The sequence below is a fragment of the Martinezella paranaensis genome (assembly GCF_014200235.1).
GTDB lineage: Bacteria > Pseudomonadota > Alphaproteobacteria > Rhizobiales > Rhizobiaceae > Rhizobium > Rhizobium paranaense.
The window spans coordinates 222381-239321 of record NZ_JACHBI010000002.1 but is presented as its reverse complement, the minus strand read 5'-3'; the positions used below and the strand labels follow the sequence as shown (position 1 = coordinate 239321).

17 protein-coding genes are annotated in these 16941 nt (G+C 60.1%); 14 read left to right on the top strand and 3 right to left on the bottom strand.

Annotated features, from left to right (window positions below):
- The first annotated feature begins 1 nt into the window (after window position 1).
- Window positions 2–511, top strand: coding sequence for an NUDIX hydrolase (locus tag GGD50_RS07190; protein WP_107109101.1), 510 nt, complete (start codon window positions 2–4; stop codon window positions 509–511).
- A gap of 17 nt (window positions 512–528) precedes the next feature.
- A complete protein-coding gene (locus GGD50_RS07185) occupies window positions 529–1092 on the top strand; it encodes a DinB family protein (RefSeq protein WP_107109100.1) in 564 nt (187 codons plus the stop codon).
- On the opposite strand, the gene GGD50_RS07180 is transcribed toward GGD50_RS07185, so the two are convergent.
- The 3 genes from GGD50_RS07180 to GGD50_RS07170 are packed head-to-tail and all read right to left on the bottom strand — an operon-like array spanning window position 1061 to window position 4067.
- Window positions 1061–1987, bottom strand: a complete 927-nt coding sequence (locus GGD50_RS07180) for an NAD-dependent epimerase/dehydratase family protein (RefSeq protein WP_107109099.1) — start codon at window positions 1985–1987, stop codon at window positions 1061–1063. The genes GGD50_RS07185 and GGD50_RS07180 overlap by 32 nt on opposite strands.
- Window positions 1984–2832: a glycosyltransferase gene (locus GGD50_RS07175; protein ID WP_107109458.1), complete on the bottom strand. Its 849-nt coding sequence runs from the start codon at window positions 2830–2832 to the stop codon at window positions 1984–1986. Before GGD50_RS07175 ends, GGD50_RS07180 begins: the two co-directional genes overlap by 4 nt.
- 14 nt (window positions 2833–2846) lie before the next feature.
- Window positions 2847–4067 carry an NAD-dependent epimerase/dehydratase family protein gene (locus GGD50_RS07170; RefSeq protein WP_107109098.1) on the bottom strand — a complete coding sequence of 407 codons (1221 nt, stop codon included), beginning with the start codon at window positions 4065–4067 and terminating at the stop codon, window positions 2847–2849.
- Between the two features lie 136 nt (window positions 4068–4203).
- Here GGD50_RS07170 and ybgC point away from each other — a divergent pair, with 136 nt between their 5' ends.
- The 12 genes from ybgC (at window position 4204) to glmM (ending at window position 16924) form a co-directional block, all read left to right on the top strand.
- Complete coding sequence (gene ybgC / locus GGD50_RS07165; protein WP_107109097.1) at window positions 4204–4659, top strand: tol-pal system-associated acyl-CoA thioesterase; 456 nt, start codon at window positions 4204–4206, stop codon at window positions 4657–4659.
- Between the two features lie 424 nt (window positions 4660–5083).
- Complete coding sequence (tolQ, locus tag GGD50_RS07160; protein ID WP_107109096.1) at window positions 5084–5806, top strand: protein TolQ; 723 nt, start codon at window positions 5084–5086, stop codon at window positions 5804–5806.
- A gap of 27 nt (window positions 5807–5833) precedes the next feature.
- Window positions 5834–6292 carry a protein TolR gene (tolR, locus tag GGD50_RS07155; RefSeq protein ID WP_107109095.1) on the top strand — a complete coding sequence of 153 codons (459 nt, stop codon included), beginning with the start codon at window positions 5834–5836 and terminating at the stop codon, window positions 6290–6292.
- A 9-nt stretch (window positions 6293–6301) separates the two neighbouring features.
- Entirely contained in the window at window positions 6302–7615 is a 1314-nt protein-coding gene (locus GGD50_RS07150; RefSeq protein ID WP_107109094.1) for a hypothetical protein, read from the top strand.
- A gap of 38 nt (window positions 7616–7653) precedes the next feature.
- A complete protein-coding gene (locus tag GGD50_RS07145; RefSeq protein ID WP_183937677.1) occupies window positions 7654–8037 on the top strand; it encodes a hypothetical protein in 384 nt (127 codons plus the stop codon).
- Window positions 8038–8057: 20 nt separating this feature from the next.
- A complete protein-coding gene (tolB, locus tag GGD50_RS07140; RefSeq protein ID WP_107109457.1) occupies window positions 8058–9362 on the top strand; it encodes a Tol-Pal system beta propeller repeat protein TolB in 1305 nt (434 codons plus the stop codon).
- 272 nt (window positions 9363–9634) lie between these two features.
- Window positions 9635–10168, top strand: a complete 534-nt coding sequence (gene pal, locus GGD50_RS07135; protein WP_107109092.1) for a peptidoglycan-associated lipoprotein Pal — start codon at window positions 9635–9637, stop codon at window positions 10166–10168.
- A gap of 160 nt (window positions 10169–10328) precedes the next feature.
- Window positions 10329–11384, top strand: a complete 1056-nt coding sequence (ybgF, locus tag GGD50_RS07130; RefSeq protein WP_107109091.1) for a tol-pal system protein YbgF — start codon at window positions 10329–10331, stop codon at window positions 11382–11384.
- Window positions 11385–11428: 44 nt separating this feature from the next.
- Window positions 11429–12712: a tRNA lysidine(34) synthetase TilS gene (gene tilS / locus GGD50_RS07125; RefSeq protein ID WP_245407504.1), complete on the top strand. Its 1284-nt coding sequence runs from the start codon at window positions 11429–11431 to the stop codon at window positions 12710–12712.
- Between the two features lie 124 nt (window positions 12713–12836).
- Window positions 12837–14780: an ATP-dependent zinc metalloprotease FtsH gene (gene ftsH, locus GGD50_RS07120; protein WP_107109089.1), complete on the top strand. Its 1944-nt coding sequence runs from the start codon at window positions 12837–12839 to the stop codon at window positions 14778–14780.
- Window positions 14781–15083: 303 nt separating this feature from the next.
- Entirely contained in the window at window positions 15084–15287 is a 204-nt protein-coding gene (locus GGD50_RS32700; protein ID WP_331371117.1) for a GDCCVxC domain-containing (seleno)protein, read from the top strand.
- A gap of 284 nt (window positions 15288–15571) precedes the next feature.
- Window positions 15572–16924 (top strand): phosphoglucosamine mutase, encoded by a 1353-nt coding sequence (glmM, locus tag GGD50_RS07115; RefSeq protein WP_107109087.1) that lies wholly within the window; start codon window positions 15572–15574, stop codon window positions 16922–16924.
- Window positions 16925–16941: the final 17 nt, after the last annotated feature.

The following is a 16941-nucleotide window of genomic DNA, read 5'->3' as shown; positions in this document are numbered from 1 at the left end:
GATGTCGAAACGCAAGATCATCAGGTTGAACGCCGGTCACGCGCGATATCAGATGCGTGTTGCCGGCCTCGGTTTTCGTGAGGGGCATGTGCTCGTCCATCGCGCCGTGCATGAACCGTTCTGGACCTTTCCGGGCGGCCGCGCGGAAATCGGCGAGACGTCGGAGGAGACGTTGCGGCGGGAGATGATCGAAGAGCTGGGCGTCGAGGTGGTGGTCGGCCGGCTGCTCTGGATGGTGGAGAATTTCTTTCGCTACGAACGGCGTAACTGGCACGAGCTGGGACTCTATTATCTGATGGATATCCCCCGGAGTTTCCCGTTCCATCCCGAGGAGATCGTTCATCGCCTCAAAGACGGCGACGATCATCTCGAATTCAAATGGGTGCCGGCCACGCGCGAGGCGCTGGTTGCACTGGATATTCCGCCCTATTTCATCGCCGACGAGATCGAAAGCCTGCCACAGACTGCGCGCCATCTGGTTTGGCGGGACGGTGATCTCGACAAAGCGTAGAGAAGGGAGTGCAAAGTATGTCCGGTTTCGATCCGATCCGCGTATTCCGCAAGCTCGCTTACAATAACGCCCTGGCGAATACCCGATTGTATCGGGCCTGTGCGGCCCTTCAGCCCGGTGAGTTCGAGGCCAGGCGGGTGAGTTTCTTTCCGTCGATCAAGTCGACGCTTAACCATATTCTCACGGTCGACTGGTTTTATGTCGATGCGCTGGAAGGCGGCACGCTCGGTCTTAAGGCGTTCGACATCGAGGAGCCGTTCGACACGCTGGATGCATTGTCGGTGGAGCAAGACAAAGTCGACCGGCGGCTCGTAGCTCTGTGTGAACATCTGAATCCCGAGGCGCTGGTGCGGGTGATCGACCTGCATCGCGGCAATCGCATCCAAAGAGAGCGTGCGGAGGATGTGCTGAGTCATCTTTTCCAGCACCAGACCCATCATCGGGGGCAGGTGCATGCCATGCTCGCCGGCAGCAGCGTCGCTCCACCGCAACTGGATGAATTCATCGTTGCCGACGACGCGAGGTTCCGGGGTGAGGAATTGGCGGCGCTTAGCTGGGACGAGACAATGCTGATGCGCTGAACGTCGCAGGGCGTAGCGGCATCGCCAATCTCGCAATCGCCTCTTCCAGCAAAGCCGGCCCACCGCCGCGCCAGCCAAGCGCACGGATTTTCGACATATCCATTACGCTGACGACGCCCTGTGGCGCGGGTGCGGGCAGGGGGTGCGGACAGCCGGTTGCCCGCTGCAACTGCGACAGGATCTCATGCGTGTCGGTGAGAATATCCGAAAGGTTGAAGGCCTCGCCGTTGATGCGGCTGGTCTCGGTCTCCAGCAGAAGGCGGGCGGCGCGGCCGACGTCCCGGCCGTGGACCTCGGTTCCCGCGCGGGAGGAAACCGGCTTTCCCGCAAGATAATCCGCAAAAAGATCATCCCATTTGTTCGGGCGGAGATCGCCATAGACGCCTGTCGCTCTTAGGCTTGCGGTGGCAAAACCGGGAGCGGATAGGGAGAAGAGAGCGTGCTCGGCATCGCGCTTTACTTCGCCATAGAGCGTGTTCGGCGTCGGGATCATGTCCTCCATCAGCGTCTCGCCGGCCAGCCGGTCGCCATAGACGGCGCGCGACGAGAGAAAAATGCAGCGGCGGATGCCGGCACGTTTCGCAGTCTCGAACAGCTTTATGGTGCCATCCCGGTTGAGCCGGCGAAAGCTCTCTGGGTCATCGCCTTCGCCGCCGCGATACTTACCGGGGACATGCGCGAAGGCCGTGTGCACGAAGAAATAGGCATCGTCGAAGACGTTGCTCTGGTCGCCTGAAGGGTCGAGGCGAAGCGGCACGAAGGCGACGGGCTGCGAGAAAAAGCCGGGTTCCGGCGCATTGCGGCCGCCGACGGCAACTCGATATCCGGCGGCCAGCAGTTCCTCGACGATATAGCGACCGACGAGACCTGTTCCGCCCGAGACCAGAACTTTCATGCTGCTGCTTTCGGATTGGCGAATGCGGCTATGTCAGGCACGTCGCGCCCGGCATGGAAATGGTGCCACAAATCGATCAGAGGCTTCAGTTGATCAGCCTTCGGATGGTTCTTCTCCCAAGGCTTCTCATACTGGTAGTGCAGGATCGAAATGCTGTTCCAGTCCCAAAGCGCGGGCATGGTGAACCATACATATTGCAGCATGTTCATGAAGACCGGCAGGCCGTGCCAATCCGAGAAGAATGTCTCAAGAAAGGTCTGGTCGGTGCGTCGCCAGAAAACGTCGGGACGGTCAAGCAGCTTCAGCATGTCCTTGAAGGTCGCAAGCGAAGGCTTGGCGACGAAGACGCCGGAATTCATTCGATGAAAATCCGCAAGGCTTTCATAAACATTGGGTGCGGCGGAAAATTCCGGATAGTCGAAGAGCTTGTCGACATTCTTCAGCACCAGCGCATCCGCATCGATGAAGACGCAGGTGTCGTAATCGATGAGCTGCCAGAGCCTGAGCTTGCAGAAATTATCGAGCGGCGAGTGAAAGGACGGCTTGCGGCCTTTGGTGAAGGGGGCGTTGGCGTGGAGATTGCCGCGCGCGTGGCGCTCGTTGAATTCGTCGGAGAGCGGCAGATGTTCCACGTCCACCAACCGGCAGCCGAGTTCCTCCAGCGGCACAAGATCGCTTTCGTCGACGCCTGCCGTGTGCAGCACGACCATATCCGCTTTGGTGTTGGTGCACGAAATCGAGTGCATCAACGCCTTTGCGCCCATGGCGTAATCGGCATTGGTGACGAGCGTGACAAAGGCTTGCCGCGCCCGAGGGCTGGAGCGTGGCCGCACTCCCTGCAGCATTTCGCTTCCGAACATCATGAGACCGATTTCAATCGCTTACCTTCGGGATCGTGGTTGATGGTCGCCGCGAGATCCTTCGTCCAGGCGGAAACGGCCGGGACGCGGGAGCGATCGACGCGATAGGCATATTTCCTGGCGACATCGACGATTTCGCTCAAAAGACCCGCTTGCAGGGTGATTGGCGCGAGACCGAGATCGAGGAACTTGTCGTTCTTGACGATCAGGTCGTTCTCCGGCGCTTCCTTGCGAGGATTGGGCAGACGAATGATTTCCGCACCGCTCAACTTGGCGATCATCTCCGCGAGATCGCGGACCCGATGCGTCTCCGTCATCTGGTTGAAGATCTCGACGCGGGCGTTGCGCGGCGGCGGGTTCTTCAGCGCCAGCTCAATGCAGCGCACGGAATCCTGGATGTGGATGAAGGCGCGGGTCTGCCCGCCGGTGCCGTGGACGGTCAGCGGATAGCCGATCGCCGCCTGGATGAGGAAGCGGTTCAGCACCGTGCCGTAATCGCCGTCATAGTCGAAACGGTTGATGATCTGCTCATGGCGGCGGGTCTGCTCCGTGTGCGTGCCCCAGACGATGCCCTGATGCAGGTCGGTGATTCTGAGGCCGTCGTTCTTGGCATAGAACTGGAAGAGGAGCTGATCCAGGCACTTGGTCATATGATAGATCGAGCCTGGATTGGCCGGATAGAGAATATCCTGATTAACCGTTCGACCATCGGCGGTCTCGATGCCGACGGGCAGGTAGCCTTCCGGAATGGCGGCGCCGACCGTCGAATAGCCGTAGACGCCCATGGTGCCGAGGTGGACGAGATGGGCGTCGAGGTTGAGCTCCACCAGCGCGTTCAGGAGATTATGCGTGGCGCTGACATTGTTGTTGACCGTGTAGTTCTTGTGGCGGTCGCTCTTCATCGAATAGGGCGCGGCCCGCTGTTCGGCGAAGTGCACGATTGCATCCGGGCGATGCTCGGCCAGCCACTTTTTCAAAAGCTCATAATCCTTGGCGAGATCGATGAGGTTGAAATGGATGCGGCGGCCGGTCTCGGCGTGCCAGATGCGGGTGCGCTCCTGGATCGAATCCATCGGCGTCAGCGACTGGACGCCGAGTTCCGTATCGATCCATCGGCGGGAGAGATTGTCGAGAATATGGATCTCATGACCTGCGTCGGAGAGATGCAGCGAGGTTGGCCAACCAATAAAACCGTCGCCGCCCATAACCGCTATTTTCATGAGATCGTTTCCTTCTGCGTCGACCGCTATCCGGCCTATCCCGGATAGTCAGTATTTATGACAATCGTTCAAAGCTTGCTTGATGGCAGAAGTTCGGCCAAAGAGGGTCCCCAGATTTTTTGGAGATGCGGCGACGATGAACAGCCCCTTTCTGATTGCCGGGGAACTGGAAGCCGGTGGCCACCGGCTGGTGCAGCGAGTCTATTACGAAGATACGGATTTTTCCGGCCTCGTCTATCACGCGCGCTACCTCCACTTCCTCGAACGAGGCCGCACGGACTACCTGCGCTGCCTCGGCGTGGAACAGCGCGAGCTTCTGAATGCCGATGAGGAAGGGCTGGTTTTCGTCGTTCACCGCATGGAGATCGACTTCAAGGGACCGGCGCGAATGGACGATCTGCTGGTGATTCGCACGACGACCGAGAAGGCCGGCGGCGCCAAGATGGTGCTGTCCCAGGAAATCCGCCGCGGCGAGACGCTGCTGATCTCGGCCAAGGTCATTATCGCCGTGATCAACGCCAAGGGAAAACCGCGGCGGTTACCGGAAAAGTTGGCTGCGCAGATGCTGGTGGCGTCCGAGGCTGCGGTTTAACGTCGCGACGCGGGCTGCTAGCGCGGCTGGCAGGCAGCCGCGCACGGCAATATCGCGGTCCGAAAAGTCTCCTTGCTAAAACTTGACTTTTGTGTGAAGGAATTTCCGCGCGCAAGATTTGTTTTGTGCCCGCCGCCGGTTTCGCCCGGTCCGTTCTTTCCAGGAGACAGAATAACCTTCGTCACCGTCCAATCTTTCATGCTCCGACGCTAACATTCTTTTAACCATAATAGTGTCTTACTGCCCTTGTCGGAGTTTGTGCGGCGCACGCCTTCCTTTGACCAAATTTGACGGCAAGAAGGCAGTTGTAAGCTTGGAAAGCTTTGACCAGGGCGTTCAGCGGCGGCTGCCAAACATTTCTTGTGAGATCACTTTTAGCCGCCCGGTCTAGCGCCGGGCGTTTGGATTCGGGGATTTTGGATCAATGGAACAAGTAGCATTGGCAGCGGCCACCACACCGGACATCACTCTCTGGTCGCTTTTCATGCAGGCGGGCTTGGTGGTCAAGCTCGTGATGCTCGGACTGCTCGCGGCATCCGTATGGACCTGGGCGATCGTCATCGACAAGTATCTGAGCTACGCTCGGGCACGCCGGCAGTTCGATCATTTCGAACAGGTCTTCTGGTCGGGCCAGTCGCTCGAGGAACTCTATCGCACCCTTTCGGAGCGTACCAATACAGGACTCAGCGCCATCTTCGTCGCCGCCATGCGCGAATGGAAGAAGTCGTTCGAGCGCGGCGCACGTTCGCCGATCGGCCTGCAGATGCGTATCGATCGCGCCATGGACGTCACGCTGGCGCGTGAATCGGAACATCTGGTCGCTCGCCTCGGCTCGCTTGCGACCATCGGTTCGGCCGGTCCGTTCATCGGTCTGTTCGGCACCGTCGTCGGTATCATGACCTCGTTCCAGGCGATCGCCGGCTCGAAGTCGACGAACCTCGCGGTCGTCGCTCCCGGTATCGCCGAAGCCTTGCTCGCGACCGCGATCGGCCTCGTCGCTGCTATCCCGGCGGTTATTGCCTACAACAAGTTCTCGGCCGATGCCGGCAAGCTGTCGGGGCGCATGGAAGGTTTTGCGGACGAATTCTCCGCCATCCTGTCGCGCCAAATCGATGAGAAGCTGCAGCCGCGTCAGGCAGCGCAGTAAATCGCAGACGGAACCGGAGTAAATCACATGGCAATGTCTGTTGGAGGCAAAGGTGGCGGCGGTGGCCGCCGGGGCGGGCGTCGCGGCGGTGGCCGGGGCGGTCCGATCGCCGATATCAACGTGACGCCGCTGGTCGACGTCATGCTCGTGCTGCTGATCATCTTCATGGTGGCCGCACCGATGATGACGTCTGGCGTGCCGATCGACCTGCCGCAAACGCAGGCTGGCGCCTTGAACGCCCAGACCCAGCCGATCACCATTTCCATCAAGCAGGACGGCCAGGTCTTCCTGCAGGAAACGCAGATCGACGCGGCCGACATCGCCGCCAAGCTGAAGGCGATCGCCACCACTGGCTACAACGAACGCATTTTCGTGCGCGGCGACGGGAAAGCGCCCTATGGCGTCATCGCCGACGTGATGTCGCGCATTCAGGAGGCTGGTTACAAGAATATCGGCCTGGTTACGCAGCAGATAACGGACCACTGACGGATCGACATGAAGCGTAGCATCGCCACATCTGCGGTCATTCACATCTTGGTGCTGATTGGCGCCATGTTGACGCTGAGTGCGCCTGCGCCTCTGGAGACGCCGGAAAGCACGGCGATGGATGTCGATATCGTCACCGCTGATCAAATGCAGCAGGGCGAGAAGAAGGCGCCGGTTACGGATCACGTCTCGCGGAAGCAGACGACTAAGCAGGATCAGGTCGCCAACGCTCAGAATGTTGGCGAAAACAACGTCGATATCAAGAATCCCGTCGTGCCAACTCAACGGCCGGAGAGCGACACAGCGGCATTAGCACCGAAGAAGGTGGATACGCCTGTTCCGCAGAACGATCCGCGGCCGAATGACGTCAAGACGATCGAGCAGCAGGATACGGAAGCCGCGCCGAAGGAAGTGGCAGCCATTCCGCAGCAGAAGCCGGACGTGACGCCCACTCCAACGCCGACGCCGCAGAAAACGGAGCCGACCCCGCAGAAGAGCGAGGTCACGCCTGCACCGACCCCAACACCCACGCCGACTCCGACCCCTACACCGCAAAAGGCTGATCCGAAGCCGGTGACCGAAAACCCGACCGAGCAGGCTGCTCAGCCGCCGGCGGACAAGGTCCCCGTGCCCGACGTAAAGCCGCAGCCAGTGCAGCCGCCGAAGACCGTGGAGACAAAGCCCGATCCGAAGCCGGAGCAGAAACCCGTTGCGAAGCCTCAACAGGTGGCGGACGCCAAGCCGGCGACCAAGCCAACGGACAAGACGACCACTCAGAGCACGAGCAAGAATACCTCGACCGATGACGGCCAGAAGGACAGCGACAAGAAGCGCTCGACTCCCAAGGGCGCCGATAAAGGTCTGGACGATGGTCTCGCTGACCAGATCAACAGCTTACTGAACAATACATCGTCGAAGGGTGGCGGGGCGCGTTCGTCCAAACAGGCTTCCGCCGGCGCCGATACCCAGGTCGCCTCGCGCGGCGGCATGAAATCGCTCGGTGGAGGCAAGCTTAGCCAGAGCCAGCAGGATGGGCTGCGTGATTTGATCGCCAAATACTGGAACTTGATGCCTGGCCTCGAAGGTACCGGGGATGTACGGATCAAGGTGCATTTCAGGCTCGATAAGTCTGGGCAGATTGTCGGTGAACCGGAGGCGACGGCGAGTGGCGGACCGGCTTCGACGCAGTCCGCCATGCAGCTCGCTGCGGTGCGTGCCGTGCAGCGGGCGCAGGTGGATTACCTGAAAATTTTGCCGCCGGACAAGTATGACGACTGGCAGGAAGTCGTCGTCAATTTCAGTGCAGCGGATATGGGGATGTGATGACGAACCACTGTCCTCGTTTCGCCCTGAGCTTGCTTATGGCTCTTGGGATCATGCTAGCAGGTTCCGTGTTAGCCGAGCCTGCGAAAGCCGCTGGCGTGCATCAGCTTGGGCGTGCGGCTGAGGACAGTATTTGCGAGAAAGTCGCGGAGAACTGGAACCTCGTACCGGGGCTGCCCGGCATAAAAAATGTCCACGTTCGGGTTCGCCTCAGGCTCGATCGCACTGGGCAGATCGTGGGCGAGCCGTACCTCACGACAAGAGGCGGCCCCAAACAGACACAGATTGCTGCTGCGGCAAGCGCTCTGCGCGCTGTCCTCAGGGCGGCACCTTTCAAGAACTTGCCGCAGACTCAATTCGACAATGAAACTAGCTCGGTGGAAGTCATCCTGAACTTCACACCAAGCGACATGGCGCTTTAATGCTGAAAGGCTTGGCACATATGATCAGAAAATCCCTCGTTCGTCTCCTGCTGGTGCTGGCAGGCCTGACGGCAGCCCTCGCCACTCCAGCCTATGCTGTGGTCGAACTCAATATCAACAAGGGCAACGTCCAGCCCATGCCGATCGCCATCACCGACCTTTTGTCGAATGATGGTTTGGGCGCTCAGATCTCGGGCGTGATCGCTGCCGACCTGCAGCGGTCCGGCCTGTTCGCGCCGGTCAACAAGCAGGCCTTCATCGAGAAAATCAGCAATCCCGACTCGACGCCGCGCTTCCAGGACTGGACGGCGATCAATGCTCAGGCGCTGGTGACCGGCCGGGTGACGCAGGAGGGCGGCCGCCTTCGCGCCGAGTTCCGCCTGTGGGATACTTTTGGCAGCCAGCAGATGATCGGCCAGCAGTTCTATGCGCAGCCGGACAATTGGCGCCGCGTCGCCCACATCATCGCCGACGCGATCTATGAGAAGATCACGGGCGAGAAGGGCTATTTCGACACCCGTGTCGTGTTCGTCGCCGAAAGCGGCCCGAAGACTGCCCGCAAGACGCAGCTCGGCATCATGGACCAGGACGGCGCCAATGCCCGCATGCTGACGGACGGCAGCGACCTCGTGCTGACGCCGCGCTTCTCGCCGAACCGGCAGGAAGTGACCTACATGTCCTTCGCCAATCAGCAACCGCGCGTTTATCTGCTGCAACTGCAGACGGGCCAGCGTGAGCTGGTCGGCAACTTTCCTGGCATGACCTTTTCGCCGCGCTTCTCGCCGGATGGCCAGCGGGTGATCATGAGCCTGCAGCAGGAAGGTAACGCCAACATCTACACGATGGACCTGCGCTCGCGCACGACGACCCGCCTGACGTCGACGGCTGCCATCGACACGTCGCCATCCTATTCGCCTGACGGCACGCAGATCGCTTTCGAAAGCGACCGCGGCGGCAAGCAGCAGATCTATGTGATGAATGCTGATGGTTCCAACCAGCGCCGTATTTCCTTCGGCGACGGCGCCTATTCGACGCCGGTCTGGTCGCCGCGTGGCGATCTCATTGCCTTCACCAAGCAGTCCGGCCAGACATTCTCCATCGGTGTCATGAAGACGGATGGTTCGGGCGAGCGTCTGCTGACCACAGGCTTCCATAATGAAGGTCCGACCTGGGCCCCGAATGGCCGCGTCATCATGTTCTTCCGCGAAGCGCAGGGCTCCAGCGGGCCGCAGCTCTTTTCGATCGATCTGACGGGTTATAACGAACAGAAGATCCCGACCCCGGGCTTCGCCTCGGACCCGGCCTGGTCGCCGCTCCTCGAGTAGGGCGGGCCAGGCATGATCGTGAACTGACGGTTGGTGCAGCGCAAAGCGCTAAGCCGTTCCGGATAAGATCATGCAAAGAAAACAGTTTGAGCGGGTGGCGGCCTTAAGAATCGCTGATCCGCTCAAGCGTCACTTTGTCGCCGCAAAGTCCTGTGAGTGGACCACTTCGGGACAACTTTAGGACATCATTAACCATATTTGTTGGAATCGGATTAACCGAACCCGGTTACAGTCTGGCAACCTTAATAGAGAGATGTAAGGAGAGACCGGCCATGAGCCGCATCGCAAACCCGGCCGTTGGCCACATGCAAAACCTCGCCCGCAACCCGATCATGATCGCACTTTTCGTCGGCCTTTCGCTTGCCGGCTGCGCATCCAAAAAGGGCTTGCCGAACGATGCCAACGGCCTTGGCCTCAATGGCGCCGGCAATGCCGCTCCGGGCTCGCCGCAGGATTTCACTGTCAATGTTGGCGATCGCATCTTCTTTGATACCGACAGCTCGTCGATCCGCGCCGACGCTTCCCAGACGCTCGATCGTCAGGCTCAGTGGCTCGCCCGCTATCCGAAGTATGCAATCACCGTCGAAGGCCATGCCGACGAACGCGGCACGCGCGAATATAACCTGGCTCTCGGTGCTCGCCGTGCTGCGGCTACCAAGGACTATCTCGCTTCGCGCGGCGTTCCGGCTCAGCGCATGAAGACGATCTCCTACGGCAAGGAACGTCCGGTCGCCACCTGCGACGATATTTCCTGCTGGTCGCAGAACCGCCGCGCCGTCACCGTGCTCAATGGCGCCGGTTCCTGATAGGCGGAAATTCCGTTCGAAATTCACAAAGGCGGTCCTTGCGACCGCCTTTACTTTTTTGACCACACTTTAGCCGAACTCCGTTGCTTTTTGAGATTAATTGTAAAAATCTCCTGTTCGCGCCCTGGGGTGCGAAGAATCAATGGGCAGGATGATCCGTATGAGAAAACTTGTCGTGGCGAGCTTACTTTGTCTCGCCGCCGTCGCCGGTAGTGAGCGTGACGCCTCTGCCTTATCGCTGTTCGGGCTTCATTTAGGCGGTCGCAATGCCACGGAACAGGCTGTTCCGAACAATGCGGCTCCCCAGAGGCAGATCGGGCAGGCACCTGTCATCAACGTCCAAAACAGCGATGCCGAAGTCCGCTTGCAGCAGCTTGAAGACCAGATGCGCCAGTTAAACGGCCGCGTCGAGGAAATGAGCTATCAGTTGCTGCAGATGCAGGAACAGATCCGCAAGACGCAGGAAGACAATGAATTCCGTTTCCAGCAGCTTGAAAAGCGTGGCGGCGGGGGCGCTGGCGGTGCGACCGGCTCTGGAACTGGCACCGGCACTGGCGGCTCGATGAAGAAGAGCGAAGCCGATGTCCCGGCCCAGGGCGCGGGCGGCGGTCAGCAACAGGACGATATCGCCGGCGTCATCAGCGATTCGCAAGGCGGCGATGCGCCGAATACCGCGCAGCAGGGTGGCGGTTCCGGCAAGCCGCCGAGCCAACTCGGTTCGATCCAGTTCGATCAGAGTGGCAAGCAGGTTGGCTCGACGGCGACGCGCGCCAATAACGGTTCGGGCGCTGCGCCGGCTGCGGGCTCTGGAACGCAGACGGCCTCGCTCGGCGGCAGCGAAGGCGATCAGTATAAATCGGCCTATGGCCATGTTCTGTCCGGCGACTACAGCGTCGCCGAACAGGAATTCCGCCAGTATATCGACAGCTACCCGAACAGCGCTCGCGCGGCCGATGCCAACTTCTGGCTTGGTGAAGCACTTTATTCGCAGGGTAAATACAATGATGCGGCCAAGACCTTCCTGAACGCGCATCAGAAATACAGCACCTCGGAAAAGGCGCCGGAAATGCTCCTGAAGCTCGGAATGTCGCTTGCTGCCCTCGACAACAAGGATACGGCCTGCGCTACGCTTCGCGAAGTGACCAAGCGCTATCCGAAGGCTTCGAAGGCCGTTACCACAAAGGTAGCCAGCGAACAAAAGCGTCTTGCCTGCTGATCGAGATGTCCGGTGACGCTGTGACTGGTGCTGCCACAGCCCAAATGCCAGACGCTGCAGCGGCCGATTTTATTCATTCCCTTTTCAAGCCTGCCCATATTCTGGTCGCCATTTCCGGCGGCAGCGATTCCATCGGCCTTCTGGTTGCTCTTGCCGAGCAGTTGAAATCCTTTCCGAGTTCAAACATCGCCCTTTCCGCCGCCACGATCGATCATGATTTGCGGTCGGGATCCGCTGATGAAGCGCGCGATGTAGCCGCTCTCTGCGCATCCCTGGGCGTGCCCCATGTCGTTCGTCGCTGGGAGGGCGAGAAGCCGAAGAGTGGTATCATGGCGGCCGCGCGCGAAGCTCGTTATGGGCTGCTTGCCGATATCGCCGCGGAACTCTCTGCCAATGTTGTCGTTACCGCCCACACGCTTGATGACCAACGCGAAACATTGGCCATGCGCGCAGCACGTTTGAACGAAGGGGAGGGCACTGCCGGCACCGGCATTGCCGACGCCATACTCTTCGATCGGCGCCTCTGGATCGTCAGGCCATTTCTCGCCTGTCGGCGGGCGGATATTCGGGCTTTTCTTACGCAGCGGGGCATCTCCTGGCTGGACGATCCGAGCAATGAGGATGTCCGTTACGAGCGCGTGCGCACGCGCAAACGCCTGGCGCAAGATGCCGCGCCGTCTTTGGCGCAGGACAGCGGTGCGGCACGCGCGGCACTTTCGACGGATGCGGCTGCGTGGCTGGAGAGATACGCAACAGTCCATGCGGGCGTGCTTTGCGTCATCAGCCGCGATGCGCTGGCTGCCGACGAGGTCGTGCTCTCTTATGCGCTCTCCTATCTGGCCGCCGTATTCGGCGGTGGGCCCTACGGGCCGGGACGCGAACGGATGCGCCGCATCCTGGATTTCATCGGCGAGGGGGAGCCGGGACGGCGGACGGCGGGCGGGGTTGTTTTCGACCTGCGCCGGGACGGGCTTTATCTCATGCGCGAAAGCCGCGGTATCCAACCGCTTGTGCTGGCTTCGGGCGCGGATGGCATTTGGGACGGCCGCTTCTGGATCGCCAATCACGGTCCGGCCAGTGTCCGTATCGAAGCAGCAGGGGTAAAAGGTACAGCGGAATTTCCGGAGGGTTTGCCGAAAGGTGCCGTGCAGCGTGCGCGGGCGGTGCTGCCACAAATGGTCGCCGATGATGGCGAGAACGCCGCGTCTGCCGTGATTGTGCCGTATCTTGCGCCTTTCGACCGCTTTTTGACACGATTCGATCTCACATTTGCGGATCGGTTGTCGACCTGCTTTGGTCGAGAACCCTATGTGCGGCCGCCTCTTTGAGAGTTATTGACGGAAAAAGCATGTGGTGACGCGGTTTGCCTTGGCAAGGGCTTGGCGCAACCCTATGTTAGGGAACAAGTAATGCCGCCGCTCAACGGCGGAAGTTTCAGTGCTGGGGAGTTCGATGAACCCTAATTTTCGTAATTTCGCTCTGTGGGCAATCATAGCTTTGTTGCTGATTGCTCTGTTCAGCATGTTTCAGAACGCGCCGGCACAAACAGGCTCCAGGGAAATTCCATATTCGCAATTCCTTCGGGAAGTTGATTCAGGCCGCGTCCGCGACGTCACCGTCACCGGCAATCGCGTGGTCGGCAGCTATGTCGAAAACGGAACGCCCTTCCAGACCTATGCTCCGGTCGTGGATGACAGCCTGCTTGAACGCCTGCAAAGCAAGAACGTCAACATTGTCGGCCGTCCGGAATCGGATGGTTCCTCGAGCTTCCTGAGCTATCTCGGCACGTTGTTGCCGATGCTCCTGATTCTCGGCGTCTGGCTGTTCTTCATGCGGCAGATGCAGGGTGGCTCGCGTGGTGCCATGGGCTTTGGCAAGTCCAAGGCCAAGCTGTTGACCGAGGCGCATGGCCGCGTCACCTTCGATGATGTCGCCGGTGTCGACGAAGCCAAGCAGGACCTCGAAGAAATCGTGGAATTCCTGCGTGATCCGCAGAAGTTCCAGCGTCTTGGCGGTCGTATCCCGCGCGGCGTTCTGCTCGTCGGCCCTCCGGGCACGGGTAAGACGCTTCTGGCGCGCGCCATTGCCGGCGAGGCCAATGTGCCGTTCTTCACCATTTCTGGTTCCGACTTCGTTGAAATGTTCGTCGGTGTCGGCGCAAGCCGCGTCCGCGACATGTTCGAACAGGCGAAGAAGAATGCGCCCTGCATCATCTTCATCGACGAAATCGACGCCGTCGGCCGCCATCGTGGCGCCGGTCTCGGCGGGGGTAACGATGAACGTGAGCAGACGCTGAACCAGTTGCTGGTCGAGATGGACGGCTTCGAGGCCAATGAGGGCATCATCCTCATTGCCGCCACCAACCGTCCCGACGTTCTTGACCCGGCGCTGCTGCGTCCCGGCCGCTTCGACCGTCAGGTTGTCGTGCCGAACCCGGACATCGTCGGCCGCGAGCGTATCCTGAAGGTGCACGCCCGCAACGTGCCCCTCGCTCCGAACGTCGATTTGAAGACGCTTGCCCGCGGTACGCCCGGCTTCTCCGGTGCCGACCTGATGAACCTGGTCAACGAAGCCGCCCTGATGGCCGCGCGCCGCAACAAGCGTCTGGTCACCATGCAGGAATTCGAGGACGCCAAGGACAAGATCATGATGGGCGCCGAGCGCCGCTCTTCGGCAATGACCGAGGCGGAAAAGAAGCTCACGGCCTATCACGAAGCTGGTCATGCGATCACGGCGCTCAATGTCGCCATCGCCGATCCGCTGCACAAGGCGACCATCATTCCGCGCGGTCGTGCGCTCGGCATGGTCATGCAGCTTCCCGAGGGCGACCGCTACTCGATGAGCTACAAGTGGATGGTGTCGCGCCTCTGCATCATGATGGGCGGCCGCGTTGCCGAAGAACTGACCTTCGGCAAGGAGAACATCACCTCCGGTGCGTCCTCGGATATCGAGCAGGCGACCAAGCTTGCCCGCGCCATGGTCACGCAGTGGGGCTTCTCCGATGAACTCGGCCAGGTTGCTTATGGTGAAAACCAGCAGGAGGTCTTCCTCGGTCACTCCGTCTCGCAGTCGAAGAATGTCTCCGAGGCGACCGCGCAGAAGATCGACAACGAAGTGCGCCGCCTGATCGACCAGGCTTACAAACAGGCCATGGACATCATCACCACCAAGCACGACGAATTCGTGGCGTTGGCCGAAGGCCTGCTCGAATACGAAACGCTGACCGGCGAAGAGATCAAGGCGCTGATTCGCGGCGAAAAGCCCGCTCGCGATCTCGGTGACGACACACCCCCGAGCCGTGGCTCGGCTGTGCCGAAGACCGGCGCTAAAAAGGATGGCCCGCTTGGCACCAAGGGTGACGAGCCCGAGGGCGGTTTCGAACCGCAGCCACGCTGACGCACAGGATCGATTGAACATGCAGACGAAGAGGCCAGCTCCCATTTAGCAAGGGACTGGCCTTTTTCTTGGTAGCTACGGGTAACGAACGGAGGCGGAGGCCGGTATCGATGAAGGCCCGAGAATCGAAAATGAGTGGAGGGTGGATCCGTTGTCTGTGGTCCGCGATGTTCTTGTCGGTCAAAGCATCGGCCTCGTCTGCATTCATGTCGTGGAGGGCTGCAGTCCGAAAATCAACATCAGCCGGTCCCGTCGCCGCTGTTGCCCTGCTGACGATCGGGCATCTCTATGCATGAAGCATCCGTGATCCTCAGCTCAACGATTACCTGTCCGATCTGCCGCTTCAAGGCGACCGAAACGATGCCAACCGACGCTTGCCAGCATTTCTATGAATGCAAGGGCTGCGGTGTCATCCTTCGGCCAAAGGTCGGTGATTGCTGTGTGTTCTGCTCATATGGAACCGTTGCTTGCCCATCGATCCAGGCTCAGGGCGGGCGACACCGTTGAGGATGTATGAGAAATGCTCGGAGTTCCACCGCAGCCGTACCAACGGCCATCGCCATTTACGCCGATAGACTAGGGGGCGGTTCCGTTTCAGTGGAGAACTGGCCTTTTTTAGTGCTTATTAACGGTAACGCGTTGTAATACGCTTTCTCGGTAATTTAAGTGCTGAGTTTTGCAATGTATGGCATGAGCCTCAAGCATCGATGTTCGCGCCGCCCATGGAATTCCGGGGAGGAGAACGGGATGCCGCAGTCCCTCAGAGGGACGCTGCAATCACGGGAGTGCATATGAAACGTCGCTATTTCGGAACGGACGGAATCCGCGGTCAATCCAATATCTATCCGATGACGCCGGATCTTGCCATGCGCGTGGGTATCGCCGCCGGCACGATCTTCCATCGGGGTAGTCATCGCCATCGAGTGGTCATCGGTAAAGATACGCGTCTCTCCGGCTACATGCTGGAAAACGCCATGGTGGCCGGCTTCACCGCAGCCGGTGTCGATGCGTTCGTTCTTGGCCCTATCCCGACGCCCGCGGTCGCCATGCTGACACGGTCGCTTCGCGCCGATATTGGCGTCATGATTTCCGCTTCGCACAACCCTTACGAAGACAACGGCATCAAGCTTTTCGGCCCTGATGGCTACAAGCTTTCCGACGACCTCGAAACGAAGATCGAGGATCTGCTGGAAAAGGACATGACGGTGCATCTCGCCAAGTCCGAGAATATCGGCCGCGCCAAGCGCGTCGACGGCGTGCATGACCGCTATATCGAACATGCCAAGCGCACGCTGCCGCGCGACGTTACGCTGCAGGGCCTGCGCATCGCCATCGATTGCGCCAATGGCGCCGCCTACAAGGTCGCGCCCGCCGTGCTGTGGGAACTCGGCGCCGACGTCGTGACCATCGGCAACGAGCCGAACGGCACGAACATCAATCTCAATTGTGGTTCCACCAGCCCGGTCGCACTGCAGAAGAAGGTGGACGAAGTGCGCGCCGATATTGGCATTGCGCTCGATGGCGACGCCGATCGCGTCATCATCGTCGACGAAACCGGAACGATCATCGACGGTGACCAACTGATGGCCGTCATTGCTGAGAGCTGGGCCGAGAACCAGTTGCTGCGCGGCAATGGCATTGTTGCGACCGTCATGTCCAATCTCGGTCTGGAACGCTTCCTGGAAGATAAGGGCATGGCACTGGCCCGCACGGCAGTCGGCGACCGTTACGTCGTCGAGCATATGCGCCAACACAACTACAATGTCGGCGGCGAGCAATCCGGTCATATCGTGCTCTCCGACTACGGCACGACCGGCGATGGCCTCGTGGCGGCGCTGCAGATCCTGGCTGCGGTCAAGCGCACCGGCAAACCGGTCAGCGAAGTCTGCCGACGCTTCGAACCGGTGCCGCAGCTCCTGCGTAATGTCCGCATTTCCGGCGGCAAGCCGTTGGAAGACATCCAGGTGCGCCAGGCGATCGCCGATGCCGAAAGTGAGCTGGCCCGCAATGGCCGCCTGGTTATCCGCCCCTCCGGCACCGAGCCGTTGATCCGCGTCATGGCGGAAGGCGATGACCGCGGTCAGATCGAGCGCATCGTTGGCGGCCTGATCGATGTGATCTCAAACGTTCGCAACGCTGCCTGATTAAGCTATCGGCTATT